The sequence below is a fragment of the Streptomyces griseoviridis genome, assembly GCF_005222485.1.
Taxonomy (GTDB): domain Bacteria; phylum Actinomycetota; class Actinomycetes; order Streptomycetales; family Streptomycetaceae; genus Streptomyces; species Streptomyces hintoniae.
Genome location: NZ_CP029078.1, coordinates 567372 through 579959 on the forward strand (window position 1 = coordinate 567372; position 12588 = coordinate 579959).

General features: G+C 73.6%; 14 protein-coding genes. 5 read left to right on the forward strand and 9 right to left on the reverse strand.

From position 1 onward, the window contains the following. Positions 1-48: 48 nt before the first annotated feature. The 6 genes from DDJ31_RS02365 to DDJ31_RS02390 all read right to left on the reverse strand — a co-directional run bounded on the left by DDJ31_RS02365 (position 49) and on the right by DDJ31_RS02390 (position 6137). Positions 49-1032 carry an aldo/keto reductase gene (locus tag DDJ31_RS02365; RefSeq protein WP_127181967.1) on the reverse strand — a complete coding sequence of 328 codons (984 nt, stop codon included), beginning with the start codon at positions 1030-1032 and terminating at the stop codon, positions 49-51. A 78-nt stretch (positions 1033-1110) separates the two neighbouring features. Beyond that, entirely contained in the window at positions 1111-1701 is a 591-nt protein-coding gene (locus tag DDJ31_RS02370; RefSeq protein WP_127181966.1) for a TetR/AcrR family transcriptional regulator, read from the reverse strand. After that, positions 1698-3179, reverse strand: a complete 1482-nt coding sequence (locus tag DDJ31_RS02375) for an MFS transporter (protein ID WP_127181965.1) — start codon at positions 3177-3179, stop codon at positions 1698-1700. The genes DDJ31_RS02370 and DDJ31_RS02375 overlap by 4 nt, the downstream gene beginning before the upstream one ends. 91 nt (positions 3180-3270) lie before the next feature. Further along, on the reverse strand, positions 3271-4482 hold the full coding sequence (locus tag DDJ31_RS02380; protein ID WP_171480761.1) for an FAD-dependent monooxygenase: 1212 nt from the start codon (positions 4480-4482) through the stop codon (positions 3271-3273). A 136-nt stretch (positions 4483-4618) separates the two neighbouring features. After that, positions 4619-5320 (reverse strand): ribonuclease H family protein, encoded by a 702-nt coding sequence (locus DDJ31_RS02385; RefSeq protein ID WP_127181963.1) that lies wholly within the window; start codon positions 5318-5320, stop codon positions 4619-4621. A 19-nt stretch (positions 5321-5339) separates the two neighbouring features. Beyond that, entirely contained in the window at positions 5340-6137 is a 798-nt protein-coding gene (locus DDJ31_RS02390; RefSeq protein ID WP_127181962.1) for a VOC family protein, read from the reverse strand. Positions 6138-6266: 129 nt separating this feature from the next. Here DDJ31_RS02390 and DDJ31_RS02395 point away from each other — a divergent pair, with 129 nt between their 5' ends. After that, entirely contained in the window at positions 6267-7274 is a 1008-nt protein-coding gene (locus DDJ31_RS02395; protein WP_127182993.1) for a zinc-binding alcohol dehydrogenase family protein, read from the forward strand. Between the two features lie 32 nt (positions 7275-7306). On the opposite strand, the gene DDJ31_RS02400 is transcribed toward DDJ31_RS02395, so the two are convergent. After that, entirely contained in the window at positions 7307-7888 is a 582-nt protein-coding gene (locus tag DDJ31_RS02400; RefSeq protein ID WP_127181961.1) for a TetR/AcrR family transcriptional regulator, read from the reverse strand. A 70-nt stretch (positions 7889-7958) separates the two neighbouring features. Here DDJ31_RS02400 and DDJ31_RS02405 point away from each other — a divergent pair, with 70 nt between their 5' ends. Then, on the forward strand, positions 7959-8852 hold the full coding sequence (locus DDJ31_RS02405) for an NADP-dependent oxidoreductase (RefSeq protein ID WP_127181960.1): 894 nt from the start codon (positions 7959-7961) through the stop codon (positions 8850-8852). A gap of 241 nt (positions 8853-9093) precedes the next feature. On the opposite strand, the gene DDJ31_RS02410 is transcribed toward DDJ31_RS02405, so the two are convergent. After that, positions 9094-9576 carry a VOC family protein gene (locus DDJ31_RS02410; protein ID WP_127181959.1) on the reverse strand — a complete coding sequence of 161 codons (483 nt, stop codon included), beginning with the start codon at positions 9574-9576 and terminating at the stop codon, positions 9094-9096. A gap of 294 nt (positions 9577-9870) precedes the next feature. Between DDJ31_RS02410 and DDJ31_RS02415 the strand changes: the two genes are divergently transcribed. Next, positions 9871-10524 (forward strand): ATP-dependent Clp protease proteolytic subunit, encoded by a 654-nt coding sequence (locus DDJ31_RS02415; protein WP_127181958.1) that lies wholly within the window; start codon positions 9871-9873, stop codon positions 10522-10524. 2 nt (positions 10525-10526) lie between these two features. Then, positions 10527-11129, forward strand: coding sequence for a ClpP family protease (locus DDJ31_RS02420; RefSeq protein ID WP_127181957.1), 603 nt, complete (start codon positions 10527-10529; stop codon positions 11127-11129). 21 nt (positions 11130-11150) lie between these two features. Here DDJ31_RS02420 and DDJ31_RS02425 read toward each other — a convergent pair whose 3' ends face one another. Next, positions 11151-11624: a helix-turn-helix domain-containing protein gene (locus DDJ31_RS02425; RefSeq protein WP_127181956.1), complete on the reverse strand. Its 474-nt coding sequence runs from the start codon at positions 11622-11624 to the stop codon at positions 11151-11153. A gap of 163 nt (positions 11625-11787) precedes the next feature. Between DDJ31_RS02425 and DDJ31_RS02430 the strand changes: the two genes are divergently transcribed. After that, a complete protein-coding gene (locus DDJ31_RS02430) occupies positions 11788-12573 on the forward strand; it encodes a class I SAM-dependent methyltransferase (protein WP_127181955.1) in 786 nt (261 codons plus the stop codon). Positions 12574-12588 lie beyond the last annotated feature (15 nt).

The window sequence follows — 12588 nt, forward strand, 5'->3', positions numbered from 1 at the left end:
GCCGTCGCGTGCGTGGCCGGCGGGCGCTCACCGCCGCCGTCGTGTCCGCTACCAGCGGCCCTCGACCTGCTGCTTGATCCGCCGCTCGTACAGGTCGCCGATCGCGGCGAGGGTCCGCGCGTCCAGCGCCGGGAGGCCGGCCGCCGCCGCGTTGGCGCGGGCCTGCTCGGGGGTGCGGGCGCCGGGGATCACGGTGGTGACGCCGGGCTGCTCGACGATCCAGCGCAGCGCGAGCTGGGCCGGGGTGTACCCCTCGGGGGCGAGGGCGGCGAACTCGGCGGCGGCCTCGACGCCCGTCGCGTAGTCGACACCGGAGAAGGTCTCGCCGACGTCGAAGGCCTCGCCGTGCCGGTTGTAGGTGCGGTGGTCGTCGGCACCGAAGACGGTGTCCTTGGTGTACTTGCCGGAGAGCAGGCCGGAGGCGAGGGGCACCCGGGCGATGACGCCGACGCCCGCCTCGGCCGCCGCCGGGAGCACCTCGGCGAGGGGCTTCATCCGGAACGGGTTGAGGATGATCTGCACGCTGGCCAGGTTCGGGCGGGCGATCGCGGTGAGCGCCTCGGCGCAGGTCTCCACGCTGACGCCGTAGTGGGCGACGCGCTCCTCGGCGACCAGGGTGTCGAGGGCGTCGTACACCTCGTCCGAGGAGTAGACGGGGGTCGGCGGGCAGTGCAGCTGGACCAGGTCGATGCGGTCGACGCCGAGGTTGCGGCGCGAACGGTCGTTCCAGGCGCGGAAGTTGTCGAGGACGTAGTTCTCGGGGAGCTGGTCGGCGCGGCGGCCCATCTTGGTGGCGACCATGATGTCGAGGTCGGGCCGGCCGCGCAGGAAGGTGGCGATGGTCTGCTCGCTGCGGCCGTCGCCGTAGACGTCGGCGGTGTCGAAGAAGGTGACCCCCGACTCGGCCGCCGCGTCCAGCACCGCGAGGGCGTCCTTCTCCTCGACGTCTCCCCAGTCGGCGCCCAGCTGCCACGTACCGAGTCCGACGACGGATGCCCGCTGGCCCGTCCTACCGAAAGTGCGCTCGTCCATGGCGCCAGTCTGCCACCTGCCGGAACGCGGCCCGGCACCGCATGGCGCCGGGCGCGTGCCGACCGCGCGCGGGGCCGGTCAGGACGGGGTGAGGTGGCTCTGCACGGCGGGCGCGTAGCGGTCGACGAGGTCGTCGAGGTCGGCGGTGCGGATCTCGGTGCCCCGCGCGATGCCGTACATGACGCCGAGGCCGAGCAGGGCGCCCACCGCGAACTCGGCGCGCAGGCCCGCGTCGGGCCCGGTCAGTCTGGCGGTGAGGCGGTCGGTGACCTGGGTGCGGAAGTTGGCGCGCAGGGTGTCGCCCTCCTCGCGGTGCAGCGGCGCGAACACGATCCGCAGCAGCGGGTCGCTGCCGGCGGCCTGGCTGACCAGGACGTGTCTGACCATGTGGCGGCCGAGGTCGTCGAGGGGCGCGTCGAGCAGCAGGTCGGCGTCCGTCTCGAAGGACATCACGCGGGCGAACAGGCTGTCCTTGTTGCCGAAGTACTTCACGACGAGGGGCGCGCTGACGCCGGCCCGTTCGGCGACCGCCTTCAGCGTGATGTCGGCGTGCGCGTGCCGGGCCAGCAGATGGCGGGCCGCGCGGAGGATGGCGGCCTTGGTGGCTTCGGCGTCGCGTCGTGCGGGGGCCGGGGCGGTCGGGTGGGGAGGAGTGCTCACGGCACTCATGCTCCCTCCAACGCGCTGTCCCGGCTGCCGCGGGCCGGCGTCCCGCGGGGCCGGTCGCGGTCGGTGGGGCGCTCGCCCGGGATGGACAGGGCGGCGGCGCAGGCCAGCAGCGCGACCGCGCCGGCGATCCCGAAGGCGAGCAGGTAGCCGTGCAGGGTGGGCACGGTGGCGCCGCCGACCTGGCTGGTGTGGTGGACCAGGACGGCGGCGACGGCCGCGCTGGACGCGGCCTGTCCGATGGTGCGCATCAGGACGTTGACGCCGTTGGCCGACGCGGTCTGCTCGGCCGGGACGGCCCGCAGGATGAGGGTGGGCAGGGCGGAGTAGGCCAGGGTGGTGCCGGTCGCGACGACCGTCGCGCCCAGGATGATCATCCAGAGGTCGCGGCTGTCGGCGATGCGGAGCGCGTAGCCGGAGGCGATGACGAGGGCGCCGAGGGCGAGGGTGACGCGTGGGCCGCGGGTGGCCGAGATCCGGGCCGACAGCGGGGAGAAGAGGAGCATGGTGACGCCACCGGGCAGCAGGCACAGGCCGGTGGCCACGATCGACAGGCCGAGCCCGTAGCCGGTGGCCTTCGGCGCCTGCACGAGCTGCGCGGTGACGAGGGAGTTGGCGTAGAAGGCGAATCCGGTGAGCAGGGCCGCCACATGGGAGAGCCCGACCCGCGGCCTGGCCACCAGGCGCAGGTCGACGAGGGGGCGGGCGGCGCGCAGCTGCTGGGCGCGCCACACGGCGAGGACGACGACGGCGGCGGCGAACAGGCCGAGCACCGCCGGGCTCGTCCACCCCCACTGGCCGCCCTGGGAGACGCCGAGCAGCAGGCAGACGAGACCGGCGGCGAGTCCGAGGGTGCCGGCGATGTCGAACCGGCCGGGCTCGCGGACCGGTGACTCCTTGACGGCCCAGCAGACCGCGGTGACGCCGATCGCGCCGAGCAGGCTGGTCAGCCAGAACATGGTGTGCCAGTCGGCGTACTGGACGACCAGCGCGGCCAGCGGCAGGCCGAGGGCGGCGCCGATGCCGACGGTGGAGCTCATCAGGGCGACCGCGGAGCCGCGCCGGTCGGGCGGGAGTTCGTCGCGCAGGATGCTGATCGACAGCGGTACGACGGCGGCCGCGGCGCCCTGGAGGGCGCGGGCGGCGATGAGGACGACGATGTCGGAGGAGAGCGCGCACAGCACCGAGCCGACGGTCATCAGGACCAGGGCCGAGGCCAGTACCCGGCGTTTGCCGTACATGTCGCCCGCCCGGCCGAGGACCGGGGTGAGGACGGCGCCCGCGAGCAGGGTCGCGGTGACCATCCAGGAGACGGCGGCCGGGGAGGAGCCGGTGAGCCGGGGGAGGTCGGGCAGCAGGGGCACGACGACGGTCTGCATGACGGCCATGAGGATGCCGCCGAACGCCAGCACGGGGACGGTGAGCCGGTCGCGCGTGGCCCGCTTCCCGGTGGGTGGGGATATCGGGCCCGGCTGCTCCATCGGCACTCCATTCGCGACGTTCCGTAACAGGTGAATGGGTATTCACATTAGCTGGTGAATACCCATTCACCCAATCGGGGCGCGGAGGCGTTCAGTCGCGGGAGGACAGCTCCCGCGCGTGGGCGGCGCGCGCGAGCCGCGGGCCGAGCCACCGCTTGAACCGGCGCAGGCTCTCCAGCCGTCCCGCGGCTTGGTCGAGCCGGTAGTAGAGCTGGGGCGGGATGTACGGCAGCAGCGGGGAGTGGCGCTGGCCGAGGAGCGCGAACATCCGCTCCGGGGGCAGGTCGATGTACCGGGTGAGGTTCTCGTACCACTGGGCGCTGTGCCGGGCGGCGCTCTGCGCGGTCAGCAGCGCGGCCTTGCGTTCGCGTTCGTAGCGGTCGAGGGCGTGCGGCAGCGCGGCGTGCGTGCCGAGGGCGCCGGCCAGCGCGACGGCGTCCTCCAGGGCGAGGGTGGTGCCCGCGCCGATCGAGTAGTGGGTGGTGTGGGCGGCGTCGCCGAGCAGGACGAGGTTGCCGCGGTGCCAGGTGCGGTTGGTGACCGTGCGGAAGGTGAGCCACTGGGCGCCGGCCGCGCCGTCGGAGCGGCCGATCAGGGGGTGCCCTTCGAGGACGTCGGCGAAGAGTCCCTCCAGGACGGCGAGGCCGGCCGCCTCGGACATCCGGTCGAGGCCGAGCCCGGCCCTCGTCTCGGGCGGGCACTCGACGACGACGGTGCTGCGCCCGGCGTCGAACGGGTAGCCGTAGCACCAGATCCAGCCGTGCCCGGTCTCCACGAAGGCGAAGGTGAAGGAGTCGAAGACCTGGGTGGTGCCGAGCCAGATGTACGGGTTGCGGCCGTCGGTGACCTCGGTGCCGAAGTGCTCCGCGTACCGGCCGCGCAGCGCGCTGCGCACCCCGTCGCCCGCCACCACGAGGTCGGCGTCGGGGAGGTCGTCGGCGCTGATCGCGCTCTCGAACTCCAGCCGGACGCCGAGTGCGCGGGCCCGGTCGGCGAGGATCTCCAGGAGCCGGTGGCGGCCGATGCCGAAGCCCTCGTCGCCCGGTCTGCGGGTGACCTGGTCGCGGACCCGGGCGGTGCCCTCGTTCCAGCGCACCGAGTGGGCGTCGAGGGCGCGGGCCGAGGCGGGATCGTGCTCGTGGAGCCTGTCGAGCAGCGCGCGCCAGTAGGTGACGCCCCAGCCGTAGGTCGATCCCTCGGGACCGCGTTCATGGACGGTGATCTCGTGGGACGGGTCCCGCGACTTCAGCAGGATCGAGAGATACAGGCCGGCGGGCCCGCCGCCGACACAGGCGACCTTCACGCGCACCCCTAGGGATGACTCAGAGCGTTCGATGGGCAACGCAGAGTAGCAGCGTGTGGGCATGGCGAAGGGCGCGGCACACCTCCGCGGGACCGCACGGCTCACCCGCCGCGCGGTGCCCGGTCAGGCGTGCCGGTCAGACGGTGGCCGTGCGGCACTCCGGGTGGCCCCAGCCCTGGTCGTTCTTGGCGATGGTCTCGCCCGCCGCGTAGGAGCGTCCGCACAGGCAGCGGCCGGGGAACTTGGCCTTGAGGGTGCGGGAGCCCGAGCCGGCGCCGCGCGGCTTGGCCGCGGCGGACTTGCGGCGCGCTCCGCCGCCCGGCTTCGGGGTGTCGGGCGAGGGCGGCGGCACGGGCGAGCCGAGCGCGCTGCCGGCCGGCTCCTGGACGACGGCGGCCTGGCTCGCGGCGCGGTCGGCGAAGTCGTTCAGCGGGTCGCCGTCGACCTGGTGGGCGGGCACGTAGCGGAAGTCGACCGAGCGTCCGGTGAGCAGTTCGTCGATGCGGACGACGAGTTCCTGGTTGGCGACGGGCTTGCCGCCCGAGGTCTTCCAGCCGTTGCGCTTCCAGCCGGGCAGCCAGGTGGTGACGGCCTTCATCGCGTACTGCGAGTCCATCCGGACCTCGAGCGGCACCTCGGGCTCGATCGCCGTCAACAGCCGCTCAAGGGCGGTGAGTTCGGCGACGTTGTTGGTGGCCCGGCCGAGCGGCCCGGCCTCCCAGCGATCCGGACTCTCCGACTCGTCGGCGATGACCCAGGCCCACGCGGCGGGTCCAGGGTTTCCCTTCGAAGCGCCGTCGCACGCGGCCACCACACGTTCACGCATGCGCTCGATCATGCCATGGCCGCGCGGGGGTTCAGTCCACGACCGTGGCCCGGGGCCGCTCGCCCGTGGTCGTGGTGATGTCGATCACGGAGAAGTGGGCGCCCTGCGGGTCGCTGATCGCGGCGACCCGGCCGAACGGGCTGTCCGTCGGCCCGAACCGCACCACCCCGCCCAGCGCACCGGCCTTGGCGACGGCCGCGTCGCAATCCCCCACCGCGAAATAGACGTTGAGGTGGGAGGGGACCTCGGGCGGGAACTCGCCGGTCATCCGCATCCGGCCGAGGACCGGCTCCCGGCCGAGGTCGAACACGCGGAAGTCGACTGCGTCGTCCTGGAGTTGGCTCGACCCGTACGGGAAGACGGCGCTGAGGAAGGCGTCCGCCCGCTCGGGCTCGCGGGTGAGGAGTTCGGCCCAGCAGTAGGCGCCGGGCACCGCCGTCGCCTCGAACCCCTCCTGCGCACCGGCCTGCCAGACGCCGAAGACGGCGCCGCTCGGCTCACGCGCCATGCACATCGTGCCGAGGCCACCGAGCCGCATCGGCTCCATCAGGACGGTGCCGCCGTGCTCCGCGATCCTGGCGGCGGTGGCCTCCGCGTCCGGTGAGGCGAGATAGAGGCACCACTGCGACGGGGCCTCCTGTCCGGGCATCGGCGGGACGACGGCGGCGACCGCCCGGCCGTCCGCGTAGGCCTGGGTGTAGCTGCCGAACTCCGCCCGCTCCTCGCCGAACGTCCAGCCGAGAACGTCGTGGTAGAAGCGTTTCGCCCCCTCCAGGTCGGTGAACATCGCGTCGGCCCAGCAGGGCGTTCCCTCAGGTTGAACGGCCATGACCGCGGCCCTTCCCGAATCGTGCGCGGACGGTTCACCCCCTCTCCTCACGCTAGCCACGGGCCCGCCCGAGCGCGCGCCGAACCTCCCGTTCCGCCCCAGACTGGAGGGGTGGAGACGACAGCGACGATGCGCGCGTGGTCGATCCCGTCCCCCGGTCCCGTCGAGGCGGGCTCGCTGCGCTGGGGCGGCAAGCCGGTGCCGGTGCCGGGGGCCGGCGAACTGCTGGTGCGGGTGAGGACCTGCGGGGTGTGCAGGACCGACCTGCATGTCACGGAGGGCGACCTGCCGGTGCACCGGGCCGGGGTGACCCCGGGGCACGAGGTGGTCGGCGAGGTCGTCGGGGCGGGCCCCGCCGCCGACGGGTTCACGGTGGGCGACCGGGTCGGTGTGGCCTGGCTGCGGAGCACCGACGGGACGTGCCGGTACTGCGCGCGCGGCGCCGAGAACCTCTGCCCGGCCTCGCGGTACACCGGCTGGGACGCCGACGGCGGCTACGCCGAGTACACGACCGTGCCCGCCGCGTTCGCCCACCGGCTGCCGCCGGGACTCGACGACGTGGCGGCGGCGCCGCTGCTCTGCGCCGGGATCATCGGCTACCGCGCGCTGCGCCGGGCGTCCCTGCCGCCGGGCGGGCGCCTCGGCCTGTACGGGTTCGGCGGCAGCGCCCATCTGTGCGCCCAGGTCGCGCTCGCGCAGGGCGCCACGGTGCATGTGCTCACCCGGGGGGCGGCGGCCAGGCGGCTGGCGCGCGACCTGGGGGCCGCCTCGGCGCGGGACGCGTACGCGATGCCGCCCGAGCCGCTGGACAGCGCGATCCTCTTCGCACCGGTCGGCGATCTGGTGCCGGTCGCCCTGCGCGCGCTCGACCGCGGCGGGGTGCTGGCCATCGCCGGCATCCATCTGAGCGACATCCCCGGACTGCGGTACGAGAGCGAGCTGTTCTACGAGCGGGAGATCCGCAGCGTCACGTCCAACACCCGTGCGGACGCACGGGAGTTCCTCGAACTGGCGGTCAGGCACGGGGTGCGGGCCACCACCCACGCCTACCCGCTGTCACGGGCCGACCGGGCGCTCGGGGACCTCAAGGCCGGGCGCTTCGACGGCGCGGCGGTCCTGGTGAACGACGTCTCCTGACCGGACCCCGGAGCGCCGACTGTTCCCGCGGGTCAGCGGGACGGGCGGGTGACGGCCCAGGCGGCGTCGATCATCTCGAAGATCTCGTCGACGGCGGCCGGCGGATCGGCCGCCTCACGACCGATCGCGTAGGCGTCGATCACGAACCGGGCGATCGTCCGGCAGGCCGTGGGGGTCCTCGCCAGGTCGGGGTCGGCGGCGATGGCCGCCGCGAGCGACTCCGCGTGGCGCAGCCGCATCGACTCCTCGTACTCCCGCAGGGCGGGCGATCCCTCGATCATGCGCCAGATCGGCGCCGCACCGTCCGCCGTGCAGTGGCTGACCAGGTCGTGGACCGCGAGGCGCAGCGCCGGCAGGAGCGGCTCGCCCGGCGCGCGTCCGGTGACCGCCAGGCCGAGCCGCCGCTCGAAGTCCGCGTCCCGCTCGAAGACGAGGGCCTCTTTGGCGGCGAAGTGGGAGAAGACCGTGGTGACGGCGACGTCGGCCTCGGCGGCGACCTCGCGGATGCCCACCTCGTCGTAGCCGCGTTCGAGAAAGAGCCGCAGGGCGGTGTCGGCGATCTTCTCTCGGGTCGCGGCCTTCTTGCGCTCACGGCGTCCGGTCGGCACGGTCATGGGCGCACACTACCAGCTACGAACAAGCAACCGTTGTGAAAAGCTAACCGTTAGGGTTATGTTCGGCGGCATGAGAAAAGTGAGCTTCGCCGAGTACGGCGGTCCCGACGTCCTGCGCTGCGCCGACGCCGAGGAACCCCACGCGGGACCTGGCCAGGTGCGGGTCGCCGTGCGGGCGGCGGGCGTGAACCCCGTCGACTGGCGCATCCGCGAGGGCCAGTTCCGCGCGACCCGTCCGCTCGCGCTGCCCGCCGGGGTCGGGATCGACGCCGCCGGGGTGGTGGACGAGGTCGGCGAGGGGGTCGAAGGCGTCGAGGCCGGCGACCGGGTGTTCGGCGAGGGCTTGAGCACCTATGCCGAGTTCGCCGTGCTGACGGCCTGGGCCAGGATGCCCGAGGGGCTGACCTTCGAGGAGGCGGCCGGGTACCCCTCCGTGGTGGAGACCGCGCTGCGCGTCCTCCGCGAGGTCGGCGTGCGGGCCGGGCAGACACTGCTGGTCAGCGGCGCCTCGGGGGGTGTCGGGTCGTCGGTGCTGCAGATCGCCCGGGACCGCGGCGTCACCGTCATCGGCACCGGCTCGGCCGCGAACCAGGAGTATCTGCGCGGCCTCGGCGCCCTCGCCACGACCTACGGCGAAGGGTGGGTGGAGCGGGTGCGGCGGCTCGGCGAGGTCGACGCGGCACTCGATCTGGCCGGCTCGGGCGTGATCCGCGAGCTGGTCGCGCTGACCGGCGATCCGCGGCGGGTGATCTCGATCGCCGATCTCACCGCGCCGGAGTTCGGCGTCCACTTCTCCGGGACGGCCGGGAGCGTGCCGGACGCGCTCGCGGAGGCGGCCGACCTGATCGCGCGCGGCCGGCTCCACATCCCGGTCGAGAAGGCGTACCCGCTCGCCGAGGCCGCGGCGGCACACATCGACAGCCGGGCGGGGCACACCCGCGGCCGCCGGGTCCTGATCGTCTGAGGACGGCGGTCCGGACCGCCGTCCTGGTCCCGGACGTCTCAGGACGGTGTCTGCCGATCGTGGCCGCCCCGATCTGCCCGACCTCCGGGATCGGTCGTCACCCGGGAACGGTCGTCAGCCGGGACAGGTCGTCCTCTGCCCGCCCAGCGCCCGCCCTCGGGTGCCCGCCCTCCGGCGCCCGCGCGCGTCGGAGGGCGGGCGCCGTTCCAGAGCCCCGGCCGGAGCGCCGGGGTCGGCGGGGTCACTCCCCCGCGTACGCCCGTTCCACCTCCACGATGTCGATCTTGCTCATGGCGAACATCGCGCGCATGGCGCGGGCCGCCTTCTGCGGGTCGGGGTCGGTCGTCATGGCCAGCAGCCGGTCGGGGACGACCTGCCAGGACAGGCCGTAGCGGTCCTTGAGCCAGCCGCACGGGCCGGGCTCGCCGCCGTCGGCCGTGAGCTTCTCCCAGTAGTGATCGACCTCGGCCTGGTCGGCGCAGTGGATCTGGAAGGAGACCGCCTCGGTGAACGTGAACTGCGGGCCGCCGTTGAGCCCGACGAACCGCTGTCCCCGGAGGGTGAACTCCACGGTGATCACCGAGCCCTCGGGCCCGGGTCCGGCCTCCGTGTAATGGTTGATCCGGCCGAGGCGCGCGTCCTCGAAGACCGAGACGTAGAACCGGGCCGCCTCCTCGGCCTGGCCGTCGAACCAGAGGCAGGTGGTGAATCCGTCGGTGGCCATGGGCACCTCCTGATCGGGAGACCCGGAGACCGGGGAGCCTGGGAACCGGCAGCCAGGAACCGGGAATCCGGGAATCCGGGAATCCGGGAATCCGGCGAAACGTGGTCAGGAGTGTGGACCGGTCCCGCTCCCCGAAATCATCGCCGCGGGCGCCCCGCCCCGCACGCGGTGGCCGACCGCTCTGCCGTCGGCGAATCTGCCACCGGCCGAGAAAGCGGCGCTCCGGGTGGTCACCGGCCGAGAGTGAGGAGTGCGACGACGTCCGTCGCGACGCCACTCGACAAGGGAGCGCCCATGTACCCGTCCACCGCAGGTCCCGCGCGGGACCCGCTGCCCAGGGCCGAGGACCGCGAGCCGGCCACGAGCCGGTTCGACGACCAGTTGGCCGCCCAACTCCTCGGCCGACGCATCGTGTTCCTCGGCACGGAGGTCAACGAGACGTCAGCCAACCGGGTCTGCGCGCAGTTGCTCCTGCTGTCCGAGGAGGACCCGCGCACCGACATCGGCCTGTACATCAACAGCCCCGGCGGCTCGGTGCACGCGGGGCTCGCCGTCTACGACACGATGCGGCTGATACCGAACGACGTGTCGACGCTCGCGATGGGGTTCGCGGCGAGCATGGGGCAGTTCCTGCTGAGCGTGGGCGCGGCCGGGAAGCGGTACGCGCTGCCGAACGCGCGGATCATGATGCACCAGCCGTCGGCGGGCATCGGAGGCACCACCGCCGACATCGAGATCCAGGCGCAGAACCTGGACTTCACCAAGCGGACCATCGAGCGGATCACCGCCGAGCACACCGGCCAGAGCGCCGAGACCATCTCAAGCGACGGCGACCGCGACCGCTGGTTCACGGCCGAGGAGGCCAAGGAGTACGGCATGGTCGACGCGGTCGTGGAGTCGCTCGCCGACCTGCGGCCCGCCACCGCGCGGCGACGGGTGGGGCTGTGACCATGGGGAGCTACACGATTCCGAACGTCGTCGAGCGGAGCCCGCAGGGCGAGCGGTCCTACGACGTGTTCAGCAGGCTCCTCTCGGAGCGGATCATCTTCATCGGCACCGAGATCGACGACGGTGTCGCCAACGTCGTCATCGCGCAGCTGCTGCATCTGGAGTCGGCGTCCCCGGAGACGGAGATCGCGATCTACCTCAACTCCCCGGGCGGCTCGTACACCTCGCTGATGGCGATCTACGACACGATGACGTTCGTGCGGGCGCCGATCTCCACGTTCTGCGTCGGCCAGGCGGCGAGCACGGCGGCCGTGCTGCTGGCCGGCGGGGACCGGGGGCGGCGGTTCGTGCTGGAGCACGCGCGGGTGCTGCTCGGGCAGCCGGCCAGCGGCGGGCGCCAGGGAACGGTGTCCGATCTGGCGTTGCAGGCCCAGGAGATGGTGCGGATCAGGGGGCAGGTGGAGGAGGTGCTGTCCCGGCACACCGGCCACGAGCCCGCCCTGCTGCGCGCGGACATGGACCGCGACAAGGTGTTCAGCGCGTCGGAGGCGGTGGCGTACGGGCTGGCCGACGAGGTGTTGAGCCGGCGCCTGGTGACGGTCTGAGGCGCCGGCTCGGGGGTGCCGTCAGGCGGCCACGCACAGGCCGCCGTACGGCGGGACGGCCGGGGCCGCGCCGGGGCGGCGGGCGAGGCTCCGGTCCCGCCCGACCGGGGAGGCGTCCCGGCCCGGCTCGGCCGGCGGGACGCTCCGGCTCCGCTCGCTCCGCGACACGCTTCGGGTCAGCTCGCCCCGGGCGAGGGTGAGCAGGTCGGCGAGGGTGAGACCGAGGGCGCGCGCGGCGGCCGCGAGGACCTCCGAAGAGGCTTCCTTGCGGCCGCGCTCCACCTCGGAGAGGTAGGGCATGGAGATCCGGGCCGCGTCCGCGACGTCCTTGAGGGTCCGTTCCTGCGTCAGCCGCTCCCGCCGCAGCACGTCACCCACCACGTCCCGCCAGAGCGGTTCGGTGCGTGGGGCCGACCGGGGCTGCGACGGCAGCCGGTCGGTGCGCGGACCGCGCAGGGGGATGACCCGGGCTTCGTTCGGCGCGTGGCTGCTCACCCTCCCAGCCTAGATTCCCTGGCCGTCAGGGGAAGGGGGCGGCATTCTGCCCTGGGTGGAATCGTCGGCCGGAGGGCCAGGAGAGCCGGAGCCCAGAGGGACGACAGGCCGGAAAGCCCGGAAGGTCCGGAAGGTCCGGAGCGTGGGGCGGCGGGAGGTCAGGGTGACGGAGTTGCGGCGGCGCTTCGACGAGGTGGCCGAGCTGTACGACCGGGCGCGGCCTCGCTATCCCCCGGCCCTGGTCGAGGAGCTGGCCCGGGTGGCGGGGCTCGGGCCGGGCAGCCGGGTCCTGGAGATCGGGCCGGGCACAGGGCAACTCACGGTCCCGCTGGCCGGGTACGGCTGCCTGATCACCTGTGTGGAACTGGGCGCCTCGATGGCGGCGGTGGCCCGCCGCCGGCTGAGCGGGTTCCCCCGGGTCGACGTGGTGGTCTCGGACTTCGAGGGCTGGGAGCCGCCCGCCGAGCCGTACGACCTGGTGGTGAGCGCCACCGCGTTCCACTGGATCGACCCGGCCGTGCGGACGGCGAAGGCGGCGCGGGCGCTGCGTCCCGGCGGGCGGCTCGCGGTCGTCGCCACCGAGCATGTGGCGGGCGGCAGCACGGAGTTCTTCGCGCGCGCCCAGCGCTGCTACGAGCGGTGGGACCCCGCGGCCCCGCCGGGGCTGCGGCTGCTCCCGTCGTCGCGGACGGCCACCGACACGGCCGAGTTCGAGGAGTCCCCGTGGTACGGGCCGGTCACGGTGGGCCGGTTCGAGCAGGACATCGACTACACGACGGACGGCTACCTCGACGTCCTGCTCACCTACTCCAACCACCGTGCCCTCGAACCCGCCGCCCGCGAGGGCCTGTTCGGGTGCCTCCGGGAGCTGATCGACGGCTCGTACGGCGGCCGGGTGACCAAACGCTATCTGCACGGACTGATCGTCGCGGTGCGCGCCGAGACGTGAGAGAACGCACGGATC

Bases quoted from the DNA above. Each gene is read 5' to 3' on its own strand.
- DDJ31_RS02365 (WP_127181967.1), bottom strand. From the start codon at position 1,032: ATGGACGAGCGCACTTTCGGTAGGACGGGCCAGCGGGCATCCGTCGTC.
- DDJ31_RS02375 (WP_127181965.1), bottom strand. From the start codon at position 3,179: ATGGAGCAGCCGGGCCCGATATCCCCACCCACCGGGAAGCGGGCCACG.
- DDJ31_RS02370 (WP_127181966.1), bottom strand. From the start codon at position 1,701: ATGAGTGCCGTGAGCACTCCTCCCCACCCGACCGCCCCGGCCCCCGCA.
- DDJ31_RS02415 (WP_127181958.1), top strand. From the start codon at position 9,871: ATGTACCCGTCCACCGCAGGTCCCGCGCGGGACCCGCTGCCCAGGGCC.
- DDJ31_RS02405 (WP_127181960.1), top strand. From the start codon at position 7,959: ATGAGAAAAGTGAGCTTCGCCGAGTACGGCGGTCCCGACGTCCTGCGC.
- DDJ31_RS02410 (WP_127181959.1), bottom strand. From the start codon at position 9,576: ATGGCCACCGACGGATTCACCACCTGCCTCTGGTTCGACGGCCAGGCC.
- DDJ31_RS02390 (WP_127181962.1), bottom strand. From the start codon at position 6,137: ATGGCCGTTCAACCTGAGGGAACGCCCTGCTGGGCCGACGCGATGTTC.
- DDJ31_RS02385 (WP_127181963.1), bottom strand. From the start codon at position 5,320: ATGATCGAGCGCATGCGTGAACGTGTGGTGGCCGCGTGCGACGGCGCT.
- DDJ31_RS02420 (WP_127181957.1), top strand. From the start codon at position 10,527: ATGGGGAGCTACACGATTCCGAACGTCGTCGAGCGGAGCCCGCAGGGC.
- DDJ31_RS02400 (WP_127181961.1), bottom strand. From the start codon at position 7,888: ATGACCGTGCCGACCGGACGCCGTGAGCGCAAGAAGGCCGCGACCCGA.
- DDJ31_RS02395 (WP_127182993.1), top strand. From the start codon at position 6,267: ATGCGCGCGTGGTCGATCCCGTCCCCCGGTCCCGTCGAGGCGGGCTCG.